This window comes from Flavobacterium flabelliforme (assembly GCF_017948675.1).
Taxonomy (GTDB): domain Bacteria; phylum Bacteroidota; class Bacteroidia; order Flavobacteriales; family Flavobacteriaceae; genus Flavobacterium; species Flavobacterium pygoscelis.
In genome coordinates, this window is record NZ_JAGFBU010000001.1 from 1198790 (window position 1) to 1217121 (window position 18332).

Here is an 18332-nt window from a genome sequence, read left to right on the forward strand (position 1 = left end):
TTGAAAATTTATAATAGAGGAAAACTAGTGGATATTTTTTGACACGAATGACACGAATCATATTTTTTTTAAAAATTTAATGTCCCCAATTTTAGCTTTCTAAAAAGTATTAAAATGAGAAATAGTTTTCATAAGTGTTAATTAGGCTATTTTTTGTTTTAATTTTTAGTTAAATGATCCGTTTACTTTAAAAATTACATACCTAATAGTATTATGTATAAGATTCTTATGTATATTTGTTTTTAGAAATTATAAAAAAATGAAAAACTCACAATTATATAAGGGAAGTTTAAATACGATCATCATGAAGTTGCTGGAGGAAAACGGCAAGATGTATGGTTATGAAATTACTCAAAAAGTAAAAGCAATTACATCCGGTGAACTTAATATTACCGAAGGCGCTTTATATCCAGCTTTACATAAATTGGAAGCAGAAGGAATTCTAGATGTAGAGATGGAAAAAGTAGACAATAGAATGCGCAAATATTATAAACTTACTGAAAAAGGAACTACCGAAACCGTAAACCGACTTTCAGAACTGGAAGATTTTATTAGAAACATGCAGAGTTTAGTAAACCCAAGTCCAAAATTAGAATTTTAATCTTAAGGAGATGCAGTTAACCGCCGAACAAATAGAGTGTATAGACCAGACTTTAAATGAAAAAGGGATAAAATTTGACGATATAAAACTTGAAGTTTTAGATCATATTGCTAGTGAAATTGAAAATGAAATGGAAGTTACTAACAATGAATTTCCTGTAGTTTACAATCAGGTTCTTAATAAATGGGGTGAGGATTTCAAATTGACAAGAGATTTTTTTTCATTGCAATCAACATATCCTAAACTAGTTCATAGTAAATTAAAAAATCAGTTTAAAAGGGAAGTTATTATATCAGTAGTATTGTCTATAATATTAATTATTATTTTTCAATTGGTCGATAACACAAAGGAAAAATTAGAATTTATTCGTCTAATGAAAGATTTCTTGTTTTACGCCTTTTGCACAACGGGAGCTTTAGCACTTTTGACCAAATTTTGGAATTTGAAGTCTAAAGCCACTACTACATACAAGCATTTGTTTGATAGTCGTTTTACCGTTCTTATTATTTGCTTATCATTTATTATCAATCCAAATATTCCTCATGATTTAAGGAATCAAAACTTATTTGTAGCAACAATAGGTTGTTTTTTTGTGTTTTTGTTTTCGATATTATATTTGGGAGTGAAGCATTTACAATTTCAAAGAAAATTACCAATTCAATAAATTATGCAATTAACAAACGAACAAATAAAATACGTCTCAGATTACATTGAATCCAAAGATATCAAATGGTATGAGTTACAAGTAGAATTAACGGATCACATGGTTTCTAGCATGGAGGAAATTTGGGAGAAAGATCCTGAACTCACTTTTCATCAAGTAAAACAATATGCTGAGAATAAGTTTACTGGAGATTCTAGTTTTAAATCTATTGAAAAGGAACAAACAAAGGTTCTTAGAAAAGAATATAACAGAGAGCAATGGAAAATGATTGCAGCGTATTTAAAATTCCCTAAAATCATAAGTAGTATTTTATTGCTTGCTTTGACATTTAAAATTTCTTTGTATTTTGAAGAGCCAAGAAAGTTTGTAGCAGTATTATTTCTTTTTTTACTTTTTGCAGCTATACCCATGTTATATACTTATTTGAAGAGTAGAAAAATAGATGGTAATCGCTTTTTGGAAATTGAGATGATTAATCCAATTCCAATAATTTTTGGTGGTTTTATTAATTTAGGACTTAATTTAGCGAATGTTTTTAAAGAAGAAATTGATGAATATCCTTTAGTACTTTTTCTCTTTTGTTGTTTGTGGGCATTAACTGTTTTATGTGTAATAACTGGAATCCAATTGCAAAATAAAACAATCAAAAGGATTAAAAAACAATATCAATTAAGCTAGAATTATCAATTCATTACTTTGTCATGCTGAGGAACGAAGCATCATCACAATTATGAAATCATGTTTAAAACAAAAAACATGATAGGGTTTTATTACTCATACCATATTCTTTGTCATGCTGAGGAACGAAGCATCTCCACTAATTTTGAAATCATCTTTAAAGCAAAAAACATGATAGAATTTCAGGAAGGGTACCATACTTATTATGTTTATATTCTGACCAATAAAGCGAAAACAGTTTTGTACACTGGAGTTACTAATAATTTAAAAATTAGACTACAACAGCACAACGATGCCTTAAATCCGAATTCATTTACTGCTAAATATAACGTTCATCATTTATTGTATTTCGAAAAATTTACATGGATACAAATAGCAATTGCTAAAGAAAACGAAATTAAAGGATGGAAAAAAGACAAGAAAATCACACTAATAAAAACAATTGATCCTGACTTGAATTTTCTTAATTACTTGTTTGAATAGTAGGAAGAGATGCTTCGTTCCTCAGCATGACAAATAACGTAGAAAATTGTATTTACTGAAATGTAAGTTCAAAAGAATATTTTAAAAAATTAAAAAACATCATCACTTAATTTAAATTTTCCACCGTGAAACTAACCAAAGACCAAATCCAATTAATAAATGAATCCTTAATTTCAAAGGATGTCATTTATGAAGATGTAAAATTAGAATTGATTGATCATATTGCTTCAGAGATTGAATTAGAACAAGAATCTACTTTTGAAGAAGCCTTTGCAAAGAGTTTAAAAAAGTGGGAATCACTGTTGAAACAAACAAAAAGTTTTGGATGGGGAATTATTGGACCAAAAATAATTGTCGACAGATATGTTATTGCGGCATCAAAAATTTATAAATCGAGTTTATTTTCAACTCTTTTTTTTAGCATTTTGATGACAACGATCACAATAATGTATCCACAAGAATACGTTTATACTATTTTGAAATCCTTTTTAACGTCAGTATATATTTTATCTTGTGCGGTCATACTAACCATTATGTTTTTTGTTTGGAAATTAAAATCTAAAACGGTTTATGGATTCTTTTTTCTAAAAAGTTCCTGTTTGCTACCGTATAATTTTTATATGATTTACACACTTTTAAATGGAAATTATCGTCACTATCAGAGAGGCAGTTTGTTTAGCAATTTTATGGAGTGGTCTATTACTAGTTTTTTCTTTTTTATAAGTGTCTATTTAATTGCGCTTGCAGCAGAGCATTTCAGAATAGTAAAAAAATACAAACTAATTTAAAACATGAACTTAACCAACCAACAAATAACCCAAATAAATGAAATTTTAGTTTTGAATGGTCTTGATTACGAAGATTTAAAACTAGAAGTTACGGATCATATTGCTTCAGAAATTGAAGTTTTGATGGAGGAAAATACACTTTCATTTGAGGATAATTTAAAGACTATTTTTGAGAAATGGAAGCCAGAATTACAGCCGTCGTTTTCTGGATTAGTTGGCTTTACCAATCCCAGAATAATGACAAATAAATGCCATAAATTATTAAGAAAACAACTTTTAAATTTTATTTCAATATCTTTTTTGATGGCAATAATATCAGTACTATTTTTTAGAAATTCAAACAATACTAGTTTATTAATAAATATTCAAGCAGTTTTAAAACCGTTTATTCTAATAGAGCTTTGCTTGGTACTTTCAGCTTTATTTTTTGTCTGGAAATCAAGACATCAAACGACTTACAGTTATTTAATGAAGAAAAAAAGTATAAATCTCATCATTTTTCTTTTTTTGCTTGGCATTGGTGTATTTCCAGTACGGTTAAATCATGCTGATATTAAAATTGCTTTTATATCTATTTTTTTTGCAATTAGCTACACGGTGTATACGGGAATTTATCTGCAACTTGCCTATAAACATTTTCAATTCGAGAAAAAACTATCAATTTCTAATTCATGAAACTAACCATTTCACAAATAGACCAACTTTTCATTTTTACTCAACAACATTATGTGGAATATTATGATTTGCAATCAGAACTAGTCGATCATTTGGCCAATGCTATTGAAACCCAATGGCAGGAAAATCCCAATCGTTCTTTTGAAGAAGCTTTACATATTGAGTTCAGCAAATTTGGGGTTTTTGGATTTATGGATGTGGTTGAAAAAAGACAAGTAGCACTTGGAAAAAAATACGACGGTTTGGTTTGGCAACATTTTAAAGATTTTTTTGGTATCCCAAAGATTGTCTTAACTATTGCAATGACTTTATTGCTTTTTAATTTCATAAAATTAAGTTTATATAAAGTATGGATTCTAGTTGGTTTTTATATCCTCTTATTAGGCTTTACATTTTATGAAATGTTTAAAAACCGAAAAACAAGAAAGGAAAAAAAGAAATTAAATGAGAAAAAGTGGCTGTTCGAAGAGATTATCAATCAATATGGCACTTTTTCTGCAACAATAATACTGCCTCTTAATTTGTTGTTTCAATTAATCAATCTTGGTGATAACTTTTTAACGAACGACTATTGGATATTAGGAATTAGTTTTCTTTTTGTATTATTTAGTTTGGTACTTTTTATCGTATTCAAAATTATTCCTGCTAAAGCGTCTTTTTATTTACAACAAACCTATCCTGAATATAAATTAGAAAAACTGTAACGTTTTCTTACTTTATCTTACCTACTAAAAAAACTAAACAACCAAAATATGATTCAAAAATTCCTTTATCTCGAATGGAAAGCATTTTTTAGATCGGCTTCCTTCGCTACCAACTTAGCTTTGAAAATCCTCATTGGTTTTCTTGCCGCCTATTTTATTATAGTCTTTTTAGCATTAGGAATTGGTGTTTTCTATTTCTTAAAGAAAATGAACATGGACCCAATCACAACAGTGAATAAATTCATGATTTATTACTTAGCAATGGATTTACTCGTTCGAATATTGTTGCAGAAAATTCCAGTAATGAACATTCGTCCGATGCTAATTTTTCCTATAAAAAAAGCTACGATTGTTCATTTCTCAATAGGAAAAACAATTTTATCTTTCTTTAACTTAGTTCATGTATTTTTCTTACTTCCATTCAGTATTGTTTTAATGATCGAAGGATATGATGTTGTGCATGTACTATTATGGTTTACTGGTATTTATTCTTTATTGTACATCAACAACTTTATTAATATTATACTAAGCAATAAGGATAATTTATTTGGAATTTTCCTTCTATTCAAGACTGTATTAGCGGGTTTACAGTATTATGGATTATTTAATATTACTGATTATACAGCACCTCTATTTAATGCTATTTTCAACACGTATTGGGCTATTGCAATTCCAGTTATCGCTTTAATAGTTTTGTATTACTTCACATTTATCTATTTTAAAAATAACTTATATCTAGATGCAGGACTTACAAATAAGCATGATGTTGCTAAAACAGAAAATTTAAATTGGTTAAATCAATTTGGAACTATTGGTACCTTCTTGAAAAATGACATTAAATTAATAAAAAGGAACAAAAGATCGAAGACTACTGTCGGGTTAAGTGTTATGTTTCTTTTTTATGGACTTCTGTTTTTCTCAACAACTGCTTTTTACGGACCAGTAATGCACATATTTGCAGGAATCTTTGTTTCAGGAGGATTTCTAATCACTTTTGGTCAATTTGTACCCAGTTGGGATAGTGCCTATTACCAATTAATGATGACACAAAATATTCCGTATAAAGAATATTTGAGTTCTAAATGGTGGTTGATGGTTATTGCTACTATACTAACCACTATTGTTGCGTCATTTTATCTTTATTTTGGTTGGGAAACGTATTTAGTGATTATCGTAGGTGCTATTTATAACATTGGCGTTAATTCGCATTTAGTTTTATTAGGTGGAGCTTATACTAAAACGCCAATTGATTTGAGTTCTGGAAAAGGCGCTTTTGGAGATAAAAAAGCGTTTAATATTAAAACCATGCTAATCTCCGTTCCACAATTAGGTTTGCCTGTTTTACTCTATTGGTTAGGTTTAAAATATGCCACTCCTAACGTAGCATTAGCTTTAGTGGCTAGCGCAGGAGTAATTGGTTTTGCTCTTAAAAATAAAGCTTTTTCTTTGATTGAAAGAGTCTATAAATCAGAGAAATATGCAACAATAGCCGCTTACAAACAAAAAGGATAACGGTACTATTCATCAAACTATTCATCAAATTAATTTTTTATAAAATGATACAAGTAAACAATCTTTCAAAAACATATAACGGAACAACCGTACTTAAAATAGATTCTTTAGAAATTAAAAAAGGCGAAAGCTTTGGTCTTGTGGGAAATAATGGAGCAGGAAAAACTACTTTTTTTAGCCTTTTATTGGATTTAATCCAACCTTCAACAGGTCATGTAATAAACAACGGAGTTGAGGTAAATACTAGTGAAGCTTGGAAACCTTTTACGGCTTCTTTTCTAGACGAGAGTTTCTTGATTGGTTATTTAACTCCAGAGGAATATTTTTATTTCATAGGCGATTTACGCGGACAAAATAAAGCGGATGTTGATGCTTTACTAGCAAAACATGAGGAATTTTTTAATGGAGAAATTCTTAAAAACAAAAAATATTTACGTGACTTGTCAAAAGGGAATCAGAAGAAAGTGGGAATCATTGCTACATTAATTGGAAATCCAGAGGTAATTATTCTTGATGAGCCTTTTGCTAATTTAGATCCAACAACGCAATTTCGATTAAAAAAAATCATCAAAGATCTCGCTGATAATCCTAATGTGACGGTATTGGTTTCCAGCCACGACTTACTGCATACCGTTGAGGTTAGTAACCGAATCGTTGCGATGCACAAAGGCGAAGTAGTCAAAGACATTCAAACTTCTGAAGAAACATTGAAGGAGCTTGAACTGTTCTTTGCTGTATAATAAAAAATTAGAGAACCGCTACTTTATAGATTGCAAATGCTTAATAAGCAACAGTAATTTATAAAGTAGCGGTTTTTCCTTTTAATGAAACCACTCATTTATAGCGCTATAATTACCACGATATCAAAAAGAAATGTATTTTTACCAGTCATTATACTAAATTCTATATTTAATAGTTAATTGATAAAAACGTTTTCCATTGAAAATCAATATATTTAAATCTTCATTTTTCTTACTGTTATTCGCTTTTTTAGTAGCCTGTTCTACTAAAAAAGACACTTTTATGTCTAGAAATTCGCACGCACTCAGCACTAAATATAACATTTTGTATAATGGAGGTGTTGGTTATGATAAAGGAGTAAAGACAATAAAGTCTAATAATGAAGATGATTTTTGGCAGTTGCTTCCGATTGAAAAAATGCTTATCAAAGACGAAATCAACACCAGCAAAAAGTCAAGCAATCCCGATTTTGAATTGGCCGAAAACAAAGCGACAAAAGCCATTCAGAAACATTCAATGAATATTGAAGGAAGAGAGAAAAACACCCAAATTGATGAAGCTTATTTGATGCTCGGAAAAGCGAGGTATTACGATCAACGTTTTATTCCTGCGCTTGATGCTTTTAATTACATATTGTATAAATATCCCAATAGCAGCAATATTTACGAAGCAAAAATATGGCGCGAAAAAACTAATATGCGTTTAGGAAACGATGCTTTAGTAATAAAAAATATTAGCAAGTTAATCGAGGATTACAAAATGAGTCATCAGGTTTTTGCTGATGCAAATGCACTATTAACAGCTTCATTTTTAAATTTAGAAGAAAAGGATAGCGCTATTGCAAAAATAAAATTAGCTATCGATTTTACCAAAATTAATCAAGAGAAAGCGCGTTATCGTTTTATTTTGGGACAATTATACCAACAGTTGGGATATAAAGATAGTGCGGTTGCTATGTATCAGTCTGTCATAAAAATGAATAGGAAGGCAGATCGGAAATTTGTGATCCATGCACAGGCAAAAAAAGCAGACCTATTTGATTACAATAATGGAGATTTTGTTGCGTTTCAAAAAACATTTGATAAACTTATAAAAGACAGAGAAAACCGTCCTTACAAAGACCTTATTTATTACCATTATGGACTTTTCTTTGATAAACAAAATAAGCAGAAAGAAACCTTACATTTATATAATGCCTCTTTACGGTCAAACTCTAAAGACACTTACTTAGTAGCTTCAAATTACAGAAATATAGGTAATATGTATTTTAGAGAGGCACTATATACTAAAGCTGCAAAGTACTACGATAGTACCTTAGTAAAACTGGATAGAAAGTCAAGAGAGTTTTTAAAAATAAAAAAAATTAGAGGAGATCTTAATGACGTAATTTTATACGAAGCGATAGCTCAAAGAAACGATAGTATATTAAATGTAGTTGCTTTAAATCCCGCTGATAAAATTGCTTATTATGAAAATTATATTACGCAACTAAAACAAAAAGACAATCAAAAACGTATTTTAGAAGAGAAAAATCAAACGATTCAAGATAATATTAAACGAAATAATACAACTGGCGCTAATGATATTGTTTCACAACAAAATCCTTCAATAGGCAAGACAAAATCTATAATGATGCCGCCATCAATGCCAGGAAATCCTAACGCTACGGTAACAAGTGCTTTTTATTTTTATAATCCAACTACGGTTGCTTTTGGTAAATTAGAATTTAAAAAAATATGGGGTGATCGAGCTGCAGAGGGAAATTGGAGAATTTCATCTGTTAGTACTACCAATATAAATGCTGATTCCTCAGAAGATGGGAATACAAATCTTGAAGAAAAGCCATCTGAAGTTGCTAAAATAGTGCCCGAATATACGGCCGAATTTTATTTGAAAAAACTGCCACAAAAAGATACAGCAATTGATAGTATTCAAAAAGAACGTAATTTTGCTAATTACCAACTTGGAATTATCTATAAAGAAAAATTCAAAGAAAATCAGTTGGCTATTGCAAAATTAGAGCATTTATTAAACAATAATCCAGAATCCAAATTAGTACTTCCTGCCTTGTATAATTTATATAAATTATATGAAATTACGGATAGTAGTAAAGCAGTTGCTTTAAAACAAAAAATAACGGCCGAATATCCAGAATCGCGTTATACTCAAATTTTGAATAATAATGATTTAAATGTTTCTCACGAAAATTTATCTCCAGAAGGCATTTATACCAAATGGTACAAGCTTTATGAGCAACAGCAATATGTATTAGTTTTAGAAAACATAGATCAATTGATTACCCAATTTTCTGGAGAAACGATTGTTTCTAAATTTGAATTGCTCAAAGCGAATACGATTGCCAAACTGCGAGGAGTAACTGCTTACAAAGAAGCATTGCAATTTGTAGCGGACAATTATCCAAATACAGAAGAAGGTAAAAATGCACAAGTTATAATTACGGAGCAGATTCCGCTTATTGACAAAATGGAATTGGTTGAACAAAACTCTAAAAGTTGGAAGATTTTGTTTAAAGTAGGTTCACGTGACGATGCAAACACAAAAGAAATTGAAGATAAAATTAAAATTTTTAACACAGAAGAAAACTACCAACAATTGCGTTATTCTTATGATGTTTATACAGAAAAAGAAAATTTTATTACCATTCATGGTATCACATCAAAAGCTTATGCAGAAGATATTTTATATGTTTTGCGTGAAAAACCTAAGTTTAAAATTGCAAACCCAGCAATCATAATTTCTGGAGAAAATTACAAAGTAATTCAAATCAAGAAAAATCTAGAAACCTATTTAGCACTCGAAAAGAAATAATTATGTTTGATAAAAAAAAGAAGCCCTACACTGATTTACTTGGTAAAACCAACAGAATTGTTGGTGGAACAACAATAAAAGGCGATATTATTTCAGAAGCCGATTTTAGATTAGATGGAAATTTAATTGGGAATTTTCAATCTACAGGTAAACTAGTTATTGGCGCTTCAGGAAGTGTATCGGGCGATATCATTTGCAATAACGCGGATATTGAAGGTAAGTTTAATGGAAGTATCAAAGTAGCTGAGGTTTTGAATGTAAAAGCTACAGCAAGTATTCAGGGAGAAGTTAGCGTGGGTAAGTTATCTGTAGAACCAGGTGCTGATTTTAGCGCTTCTTGTGTTATGAACACAACTGTTGTAAAAAATCAAATCGCTACCAATGAGCAAAAATAACAATCTTAAACAAACCAATAAATGGTTGGTGATGATGAACATCCCTTTTCAGATGGGCGTAATTATTTTTTGTTTTACCTATCTCGGAATGTGGCTGGATGAAAAATATACTAATTCCTCCGTTTTTACAATTATACTATCACTTTTAGCTGTTTTCATTGCATTGTATAATGTAATTAGGCAAGTTAAAAATTTAAACAAAGAAGAATAATGCAGCAATTTTATAAATTTTTAAAGATAATAATTCCTTTTTCAATCGTATTATTTATCTTACAATACTATCTAATAGAGACTTTTTTTAAAAATATTTCTTTTTATTATTCAACTTGGAGTATTTATGTTTTTCATCTTGTAGTTACGCTATTAAGCTATAGTTTCTTACTCTTTGTTAATAAAACATTTGCTGATAAAACGGGATTTGCCTTTATGGGATTTAGCTTAATTAAAATGATGGCTTCTATCGTTTTTCTAATTCCTTTGCTTCAATCAGACCTTAAGAGCCAAATTCCTGATGTTAGTGCATTTTTTATTCCCTATTTTCTGTTCTTATTCTTCGAAACTTTTTTTGCTGTTCGTTTAATAAGTAAACAATAAATGTTTTTTTTATGAAAATCATAATTAATTACAATATGACTGCTAAAAACAAAATGATATATTTTCAGTTGTAAATAAATTATGTACCTTTGCAAAAAATTTTGAAACGTAAAATTAGACACACAATTTAATAATGGTATTTTCAAATAAACCTGTTCAGTTCTTATTAGTTGCCTTAGTAGCCAGTATTCCTTATTTCGGATTTGCAAATCCTGCGGTTGATAGTCTTTCTATTGCTAATGTAGCAGTAACAGAGCATCATGCAGAAGCGACTCCTGAAAAGAAGCCATTCGACGCTACAGAATTAATTAATACACACATTGGGGATTCTCATGAATTTCATATTGCAGACTGGGGCGGACATCCCATTTCTTTTTATTTGCCTGTAATTTTATGGACCAACACTGGTTTAGAAATTTTCTCTTCTGAGAGATTTCATCATGACAATGAAGCGAAACATGTTATTGATGTAAATGGTCAAAAATTAGTTCGTTCAAATGAAGTGATTTATTACGCTGATAAATTTGAAAAACTAACTGTAGAGGAAAGAAAAAATGGTGCATTTGAATTTGATGCAAGACCATTAAACTTTTCGATTACTAAGAATGTTTTTTCAATGTTCATCTCTGCTATAATAATTTTTTTATTATTTTTAGCGGTAGCGAGATCATACAAGAAAAATCAATTAGCACCAAAAGGGATCGCTGGTTTTCTAGAACCATTAGTAACATTTGTTAGAGATGATATTGCTAGACCAAATATTGGAGAGAAAAAATATGAAAAATACATGCCGTATTTATTAACTATCTTTTTCTTTATTTGGATTAACAACCTTATTGGTTTGATTCCGTTTTTCCCATTTAGCTCGAACTTAACTGGAAATATATATTTTACTTTTGTAATGGCGTTGATTACATTCATCATTACAACATTAAGTGGAAATAAAGATTATTGGGGACATATTTTTAATACACCTGGAGTTCCGTTTTGGTTAGCGCCAATTATGATTCCTGTTGAATTAATAGGAATGTTGACTAAACCTTTTGCCTTGATGATTCGTTTATTTGCTAACATTACAGCAGGACACATCATTATTTTAAGTTTAGTTTCGTTAATCTTTATATTTGAAACGGTAGCGGTTTCTCCTATTTCTGGAGCGTTTGTTTTATTTATGAGTGTATTAGAAATGTTAGTAGCTGCCTTACAAGCGTATGTGTTTACGTTGTTATCAGCATTGTTTATTGGTCAGGCCGTTGCAGAGCACGATCATCATTAATTAGAGTTTTAATAATTATTAACTATATAAATTTATCATTATGGTATTAGCTGGAATCGGAGCTGGATTAGCAGTAATTGGAGCAGGTCTTGGAATTGGAAAAATTGGTGGATCTGCTATGGATGCAATTGCTCGTCAGCCAGAAGCTGCTGGAAAAATCCAAACTGCTATGATTATCGCTGCTGCACTTATTGAAGGTGTTGCACTTTTCGCAGTAGTTGTTGCTTTAATTGCAAAGTAATTAAAAGTTAAAATTTCCTGTAGCGGTTGGCTGCAGGAAGTTTTTCTTTCTAAAACAAAAAAAACTATTTTAAATATATACCTATGAATTTAACAGCACCGGAGAGTTTAATTTTTTGGACAACGATAATTTTCTTTGTTTTCTTTCTACTTTTGAGAAAATTTGCTTGGAAACCAATTTTGGGAGCCGTAAAAGGTCGTGAGGAATCTATAAACAATGCTTTGGCTTCAGCCGAATCAGCACGTAGAGAAATGCAGAATTTAACTGCAGACAATGAACGCATTTTACAAGAAGCTAGAATTGAGCGTGACAACATGCTTAAAGAAGCGCGTGAAATGAAAGAGAAGATGGTTGCTGATTCTAAAAAAGAAGCACAAATTCAAGGAGAAAGAATGATTTCTCAAGCAAAAATTGCTATTGAAGCAGAGAAAAATGCAGCTATGGCTGAATTAAAAACGCAAGTTTCTACTTTGTCATTGAGTATCGCAGAAAAATTATTGAAAGACGAATTATCTAATAAAGAAGCTCAAGCTAAATTGATTGAGAATATGTTAGGTGACGTAAAATTAAACTAAAATTATGTCAGGAACTAGAGCAGCAATTCGTTATGCAAAAGCATTCTTAGATTTAGCTATTTCTGCAGGAAATGAGCAAGAAGTCTATAAAGACATGGCTTTGATTTCTTCAACAATAAATGGAAATGAGGAACTGAATAGTTTTATTCAAAACCCTACTATTGCTGTTGGTGTTAAAGAAAGTGCTTTAACTGAAGTTTTCGCAAGTACAACTAAATTGACTAAAAGTCTTTTCCATTTGTTATTCGAAAACAAAAGATTTGAAATTTTAGAAGATATTGTTTCGCAATACGTTCTTTTATCAGATGAAATGAATGGCTTTGAAGTAGTAAAAGTAACTACTGCAATTGCAATGGATTCTGCATTAGAAGCGAAAGTTTCTGAAAAAATAAAAGAATTTTCAAATAAGAAAATTACAATAGTAAATACGATAGATCCTGCTATTATTGGAGGATTTATTTTAAGAATTGGTGACAAGGAGTATAATGCTTCTATTGCTAATAGATTACAAGTATTAAAAAGAGAGTTAAGTAACTAGTTTTATTGCACTTTAAAGTGTCTAAATTATAAATTAAGATGGCGGAAATTAAACCTGCTGAAATATCAGCAATATTAAGAAAGCAAGTAGAAGGTTTTGAATCTGGCGCTACGCTAGAGGAAGTAGGAACAGTACTTCAAGTTGGAGATGGTATTGCTCGTATTTACGGGCTTTCAAATGTTCAATACGGTGAGTTAGTAGAATTCGAAAATGGTCTTGAGGCTATTGTTTTGAATCTTGAAGAAGACAATGTTGGTGTGGTACTTTTAGGACCATCTACAGGAATCAAAGAAGGATCGACTGCAAAAAGAACACAACGTATTGCTTCTCTTAAAGTAGGAGAACAAATGGTAGGACGTGTAGTAAACACACTTGGTTTTCCTATTGATGGAAAAGGACCAATTGGTGGAGACTTATACGAAATGCCATTAGAAAGAAAAGCTCCTGGAGTTATCTTCCGTCAACCAGTTACTGAGCCATTACAAACAGGTATCAAAGCAGTAGATGCTATGATTCCAGTAGGTAGAGGTCAACGTGAGCTAGTTATTGGTGACCGTCAAACAGGTAAATCAACTGTTTGTATCGATACCATCTTAAATCAAAAAGAATTTTACGATGCTGGTAAACCAGTATTTTGTATATATGTTGCAATTGGGCAAAAAGCGTCAACTGTAGCAGGAATTGCAAAAATGTTAGAAGAAAAAGGAGCAATGGCGTATACCATTATTGTTGCTGCTAATGCTTCTGATCCAGCTCCAATGCAAGTTTATGCTCCTATGGCAGGTGCTGCAATTGGTGAGTATTTTAGAGATTCAGGTCGTCCAGCTTTAATTGTTTATGATGATTTATCTAAACAAGCTGTTGCTTACCGTGAGGTTTCTCTTTTGTTAAGAAGACCACCGGGACGTGAGGCATATCCTGGAGACGTTTTTTACTTACACAGTCGTTTATTAGAGCGTGCTTGTAAAGTAATTGCTGATGACGGAATTGCTAAAAATATGAATGACTTACCAGATTCATTGAAATCAATTGTAAAAGGTGGTGGTTCATTGACTGCATTACCAATTATTGAAACTCAAGCTGGTGACGTATCTGCATATATTCCAACAAACGTAATTTCGATTACGGATGGTCAAATTTTCTTGGATGGAGATTTGTTTAATTCAGGAGTTCGTCCAGCAATTAACGTAGGTATTTCTGTATCTCGTGTTGGAGGAAATGCTCAAATTAAATCAATGAAAAAAGTAGCAGGTACATTAAAACTAGATCAAGCACAATTCCGTGAATTGGAAGCGTTTGCTAAGTTTGGTTCTGATCTTGATGCGGTTACATTGAACGTAATTGAAAAAGGAAAAAGAAACGTTGAAATCTTAAAACAAGGTTTAAACGATCCTTATACTGTTGAAGATCAAGTTGCAATTATCTATGCTGGTTCAAAAAACTTGTTGAAAAATGTTCCTGTGAATAAAGTAAGAGAATTTGAGAAAGATTTCTTAGAATTCTTAAACAACAAACACAGAGCAACTCTTGACGCTTTGAAAGCAGGAAAATTGACAGACGAAATTACAGATGTAATCGAATCTGTTGCAAAAGAATTATCAGCAAAATATAACTAAAAATAGTCCAAAGTTATAAAGTCCAAAGTCTTAAAGTCAGTAATTCGGCTTTTCAAGGACTTTAGACTTTATCACTTTAAGGCATTAGACTAAAATAAAATGGCAAATTTAAAGGAAATCCGTAATAGAATTACTTCCGTTTCATCTACGATGCAAATTACATCTGCGATGAAAATGGTTTCTGCAGCAAAGCTAAAGAAAGCACAAGATGCAATCACAGCGATGCGCCCTTATGCCGAAAAATTAACGGAGTTGTTGCAAAATCTTTCTGCTACTCTTGAAGGTGATGCTGGTGAAGAATATACGACACAGCGTGAAATCAAGAAAGTATTACTAGTTGTTGTTACTTCTAATAGAGGTTTAGCAGGAGCTTTTAATACCAATGCAATTAAGGAAGCTAAAAGTCGTGCATTATATTATGCAGGAAAACAAGTGGATATCTTTGCTATAGGAAAAAAAGGAAATGATGTTTTAGGTAAAACGCTTAATGTTGTTGCGAATGAAAGTCCAGTTTTTGATGCATTAACTTTTGATAATGTCGCTAAAATTGCTGATACTTTAACAGAGAAATTCGTTTCTGGTGAGTATGATAAAATTGAATTGATTTACAATCAATTTAAAAATGCAGCTACACAAATCGTTCAAACAGAACAATTTTTACCTTTAGCACCAATTAAATCTGATTTAAACGTTACTCCTGGTGATTATATCTTTGAACCTTCAAAAGAAGAAATTGTTTTGACATTGATTCCAAAATCATTGAAAACACAATTATATAAAGGAATACGCGATTCATTTGCTTCAGAACATGGTGCTCGTATGACCGCAATGCACAAAGCAACTGATAATGCAACCGAGTTAAGAGATCAATTAAAATTAACTTATAACAAAGCACGTCAAGCAGCAATTACGAACGAGATTTTAGAAATCGTTGGTGGTGCTGAAGCGTTGAAAGGATAAGGAAGTTTATATTATAAAAAAAGGCGATTGAATTTAGTTTCAATCGCCTTTTTTAGTTTTCTTCAACTTTTGTTTTTTGGACATTATAACAACGCTTTTATGTGTAATAGAATAACTAATATTGAATACATATTTCTATAAAACTGATTCTTATTAGATAATTTTTTTCTATAATTTACTTCAGTTTAGCTTTTCTAGCTATCAACTTTCTAATCAGAATTTGGATTCCAATTGTTATTAAAAGAGTGATTAAGAATATAATTCCCAAAATAATAATTGCTACTTGAGGCATTCCACATTTTACATTTTGATTTTCTATTGCAATCCTATTTACAGTTAGAAATATCAAACCAATTTGACTAAACATAGTGATGATGCAAATTAAATCAAAGTTCCATTTAAGGACTTTTATAATAGCCATCGAGCCTACTATAATTTGTAATAATAGGGGAGTAATTAAGATTAAAAAAGCAATAAAATACATATTCATCTATCTATTATTTTGAGTGATTGAGTATTTTCTATTGATAACAATGTAATTATAGGATTTAAATAGAAGTAAAAGCGAGCTAAGTATTTTTGATCTGCTGATGATTAATAATAAATCTGTATTTATTCCTCACTATAAAACTATTTTTAAGTATTTAAAAGCAACTCTATTATCCTGTTTCAATTAATTAAAAATTTTTTATTGTTCAAAAGCATATTCGTTTAACATAGCAGCTACTAACTATTGGTCTTGTAAAAAAGTTCTTTTTATGATTTAAAAAAAGTATAAAAAACAAAAAAGAGCCAATAGGCTCTTTTTTTTGCTTTGTTTAAGGAACAAGTAGCTTTATAGTCCTGTAGCTCTGTGTTGTAAGGCATTCTTAGCTTTTACCTGTGGCTTTGTTTGTTAGGGTCAAATAGCTTTATACTCCCGATGCTCTGTTTTTAATGGGTTATACTTAGCTTTACCCGTGCTTTGTTTTAAAGGGACAATTAGCTTTATTTACCCATGCTCCTTTTTTGTAGGTGAAAATAGCTTTACCCTGCTTTGTTTTTTTGAGGGTCAATTAGCTTTATTTGCCCGATGCTCTTTTTTTATGGGTGAAAATAGCTTTACCCTGCTTGTTTCTTTTAAGGGTCAATTAGCTTTATTACCCAATGCTCCTTTTTTGTGGGTGAAATTTAGCTTTACCCTGCTTTGTTTTTTTTACGAGGTTCAATAGCTTTATACACCTCTTTTTTTTGATTTTCTCTTCGACAAATTTCAATTAATTAAAACATATCTGCAATACCCACTTTTAGTGATATTTCATTTTTTTTTCACTTTTAATGATAAAAAATGCTTTATCTACTTTTTTTAAAGTCATAAAGGCTTTAAGCTAGTTATACTGCATTAATTTGACCATTTAAAAAGAATGCTAATAATACATTTTATACATCATAACTCTCGATCGGCTAAAAATATTAGATAAATGAAACAATATCACTTCTTACCATTTGAATCTTAATAAATAGGATACTTGAACTTTTTCTTTCTAATTTTTAAAAGTGATTTTATTCTCTAGCAGCTATTTCGCGTTTAAAATCTGAGGGTCTGTAATTGGTCATTTGATAAAACGTATTGCTAAAAGAAGATAAACTATCATATCCTACCGCATATCCAATTTCACTAATTGATATATCACTTTGCAACATCAGTTCTATCGACCTTACCATTCGTAATAATTTTAAATATTGTAGGAAGGAGGTTTTTAAAGTAATTTGAAATAATCTAGACAAGGATCGTTCACCTATTCCAAAATGAGTACTCAAACTGGCCAAGGTATGATTAGCCGTTATGTTATTTGCAATAAATTCTAAAATGGGTTGCATGCGTTCGTGGTCAGTAAAAGGTAAACTTATAGGTAGTTTCTTGTTGCTGATTTCGGGGAGGATATTTTTGATTACCGATAAGAATTGATACCTGCTATCATCGGATTTTATGGGACCATCCCAAAGCTCCGTGTATTTGATCATTTGTAGCAAAAGAGCATTGATTGGATATATTCCTACTTCAGAAAAAAATAAACTTTTATTATCATCATAGGTATAAAAAAAAATGGAACGCAAAATAGTCCCTGAATGTCCAATTTTTAAAATATGTTCTAATCCTGATGGAACCCAAAAATAATGTCGAGCTGGAATAACATAATTTTTATCGTTTAATTGTAAATAGGCTAATCCTCCTTCAACATAGGAAAGTTGCCCTTTTTCATGACTGTGATAAGGTATAAATTTTTCAGAGCGTTCGTGCATTACAAAGACAGAATCAGCTATTTTATCAATGTTTGGTAAAGAGGCTATCAGACTCATGAAGTAAAGGTTTTAGAAACTAACTAATCCTAAACAATAGTATGGAGTTAGGGTTCGCTATTTTATTTTTCAAAGTTACCGATTTCCTGTTTTAAAATGTCTGGTTTCATCAAATTTTAGAC

At 30.7% G+C, this 18332-nt stretch carries 21 protein-coding genes; 19 read left to right on the forward strand and 2 right to left on the reverse strand.

The genetic code is table 11. The features are described 5' to 3' along the window. The first annotated feature begins 259 nt into the window (after positions 1–259). The 19 genes from J3S90_RS05240 (at position 260) to atpG (ending at position 15870) form a co-directional block, all read left to right on the forward strand. A complete protein-coding gene (locus J3S90_RS05240) occupies positions 260–601 on the forward strand; it encodes a PadR family transcriptional regulator (protein WP_072989747.1) in 342 nt (113 codons plus the stop codon). A 10-nt stretch (positions 602–611) separates the two neighbouring features. Then, on the forward strand, positions 612–1265 hold the full coding sequence (locus tag J3S90_RS05245) for a hypothetical protein (protein WP_210645224.1): 654 nt from the start codon (positions 612–614) through the stop codon (positions 1263–1265). A gap of 3 nt (positions 1266–1268) precedes the next feature. Next, positions 1269–1943 (forward strand): hypothetical protein, encoded by a 675-nt coding sequence (locus J3S90_RS05250; protein ID WP_210645226.1) that lies wholly within the window; start codon positions 1269–1271, stop codon positions 1941–1943. Positions 1944–2114: 171 nt separating this feature from the next. Further along, positions 2115–2426 carry a GIY-YIG nuclease family protein gene (locus J3S90_RS05255; protein WP_210645517.1) on the forward strand — a complete coding sequence of 104 codons (312 nt, stop codon included), beginning with the start codon at positions 2115–2117 and terminating at the stop codon, positions 2424–2426. Positions 2427–2551: 125 nt separating this feature from the next. Continuing rightward, complete coding sequence (locus J3S90_RS05260; protein WP_210645228.1) at positions 2552–3214, forward strand: hypothetical protein; 663 nt, start codon at positions 2552–2554, stop codon at positions 3212–3214. Between the two features lie 3 nt (positions 3215–3217). After that, complete coding sequence (locus J3S90_RS05265; protein ID WP_210645229.1) at positions 3218–3889, forward strand: hypothetical protein; 672 nt, start codon at positions 3218–3220, stop codon at positions 3887–3889. Then, positions 3886–4593, forward strand: a complete 708-nt coding sequence (locus J3S90_RS05270; RefSeq protein ID WP_210645231.1) for a hypothetical protein — start codon at positions 3886–3888, stop codon at positions 4591–4593. Before J3S90_RS05265 ends, J3S90_RS05270 begins: the two co-directional genes overlap by 4 nt. A gap of 48 nt (positions 4594–4641) precedes the next feature. Then, positions 4642–6105, forward strand: a complete 1464-nt coding sequence (locus tag J3S90_RS05275; protein ID WP_210645234.1) for a DUF5687 family protein — start codon at positions 4642–4644, stop codon at positions 6103–6105. Between the two features lie 44 nt (positions 6106–6149). Continuing rightward, positions 6150–6845: an ABC transporter ATP-binding protein gene (locus J3S90_RS05280; protein WP_210645236.1), complete on the forward strand. Its 696-nt coding sequence runs from the start codon at positions 6150–6152 to the stop codon at positions 6843–6845. Between the two features lie 199 nt (positions 6846–7044). After that, positions 7045–9675, forward strand: coding sequence for a type IX secretion system periplasmic lipoprotein PorW/SprE (gene porW / locus J3S90_RS05285; protein WP_210645238.1), 2631 nt, complete (start codon positions 7045–7047; stop codon positions 9673–9675). A gap of 2 nt (positions 9676–9677) precedes the next feature. Further along, a complete protein-coding gene (locus J3S90_RS05290) occupies positions 9678–10070 on the forward strand; it encodes a bactofilin family protein (RefSeq protein WP_210645240.1) in 393 nt (130 codons plus the stop codon). Then, the gene (locus tag J3S90_RS05295) at positions 10057–10281 is read left to right on the forward strand and encodes an AtpZ/AtpI family protein (RefSeq protein ID WP_188049309.1); all 225 of its coding nucleotides are present in this window, start codon (positions 10057–10059) and stop codon (positions 10279–10281) included. The genes J3S90_RS05290 and J3S90_RS05295 overlap by 14 nt, the downstream gene beginning before the upstream one ends. Continuing rightward, complete coding sequence (locus J3S90_RS05300; RefSeq protein WP_210645242.1) at positions 10281–10664, forward strand: hypothetical protein; 384 nt, start codon at positions 10281–10283, stop codon at positions 10662–10664. The genes J3S90_RS05295 and J3S90_RS05300 overlap by 1 nt, the downstream gene beginning before the upstream one ends. 133 nt (positions 10665–10797) lie before the next feature. Then, a complete protein-coding gene (atpB, locus tag J3S90_RS05305) occupies positions 10798–11940 on the forward strand; it encodes a F0F1 ATP synthase subunit A (RefSeq protein WP_210645244.1) in 1143 nt (380 codons plus the stop codon). 40 nt (positions 11941–11980) lie between these two features. Next, a complete protein-coding gene (gene atpE / locus J3S90_RS05310) occupies positions 11981–12181 on the forward strand; it encodes an ATP synthase F0 subunit C (protein ID WP_031453874.1) in 201 nt (66 codons plus the stop codon). Positions 12182–12264: 83 nt separating this feature from the next. Next, positions 12265–12756 carry a F0F1 ATP synthase subunit B gene (locus J3S90_RS05315; RefSeq protein ID WP_210645246.1) on the forward strand — a complete coding sequence of 164 codons (492 nt, stop codon included), beginning with the start codon at positions 12265–12267 and terminating at the stop codon, positions 12754–12756. 4 nt (positions 12757–12760) lie between these two features. After that, entirely contained in the window at positions 12761–13294 is a 534-nt protein-coding gene (gene atpH, locus J3S90_RS05320; RefSeq protein WP_210645248.1) for an ATP synthase F1 subunit delta, read from the forward strand. A 38-nt stretch (positions 13295–13332) separates the two neighbouring features. Further along, a complete protein-coding gene (atpA, locus tag J3S90_RS05325; protein ID WP_188049314.1) occupies positions 13333–14910 on the forward strand; it encodes a F0F1 ATP synthase subunit alpha in 1578 nt (525 codons plus the stop codon). A gap of 99 nt (positions 14911–15009) precedes the next feature. Continuing rightward, complete coding sequence (gene atpG / locus J3S90_RS05330; RefSeq protein WP_188049315.1) at positions 15010–15870, forward strand: ATP synthase F1 subunit gamma; 861 nt, start codon at positions 15010–15012, stop codon at positions 15868–15870. 175 nt (positions 15871–16045) lie between these two features. On the opposite strand, the gene J3S90_RS05335 is transcribed toward atpG, so the two are convergent. Continuing rightward, on the reverse strand, positions 16046–16360 hold the full coding sequence (locus J3S90_RS05335) for a hypothetical protein (RefSeq protein ID WP_210645250.1): 315 nt from the start codon (positions 16358–16360) through the stop codon (positions 16046–16048). Between the two features lie 1052 nt (positions 16361–17412). Further along, a complete protein-coding gene (locus tag J3S90_RS05340) occupies positions 17413–18210 on the reverse strand; it encodes an AraC family transcriptional regulator (protein WP_210645252.1) in 798 nt (265 codons plus the stop codon). Positions 18211–18332: the final 122 nt, after the last annotated feature.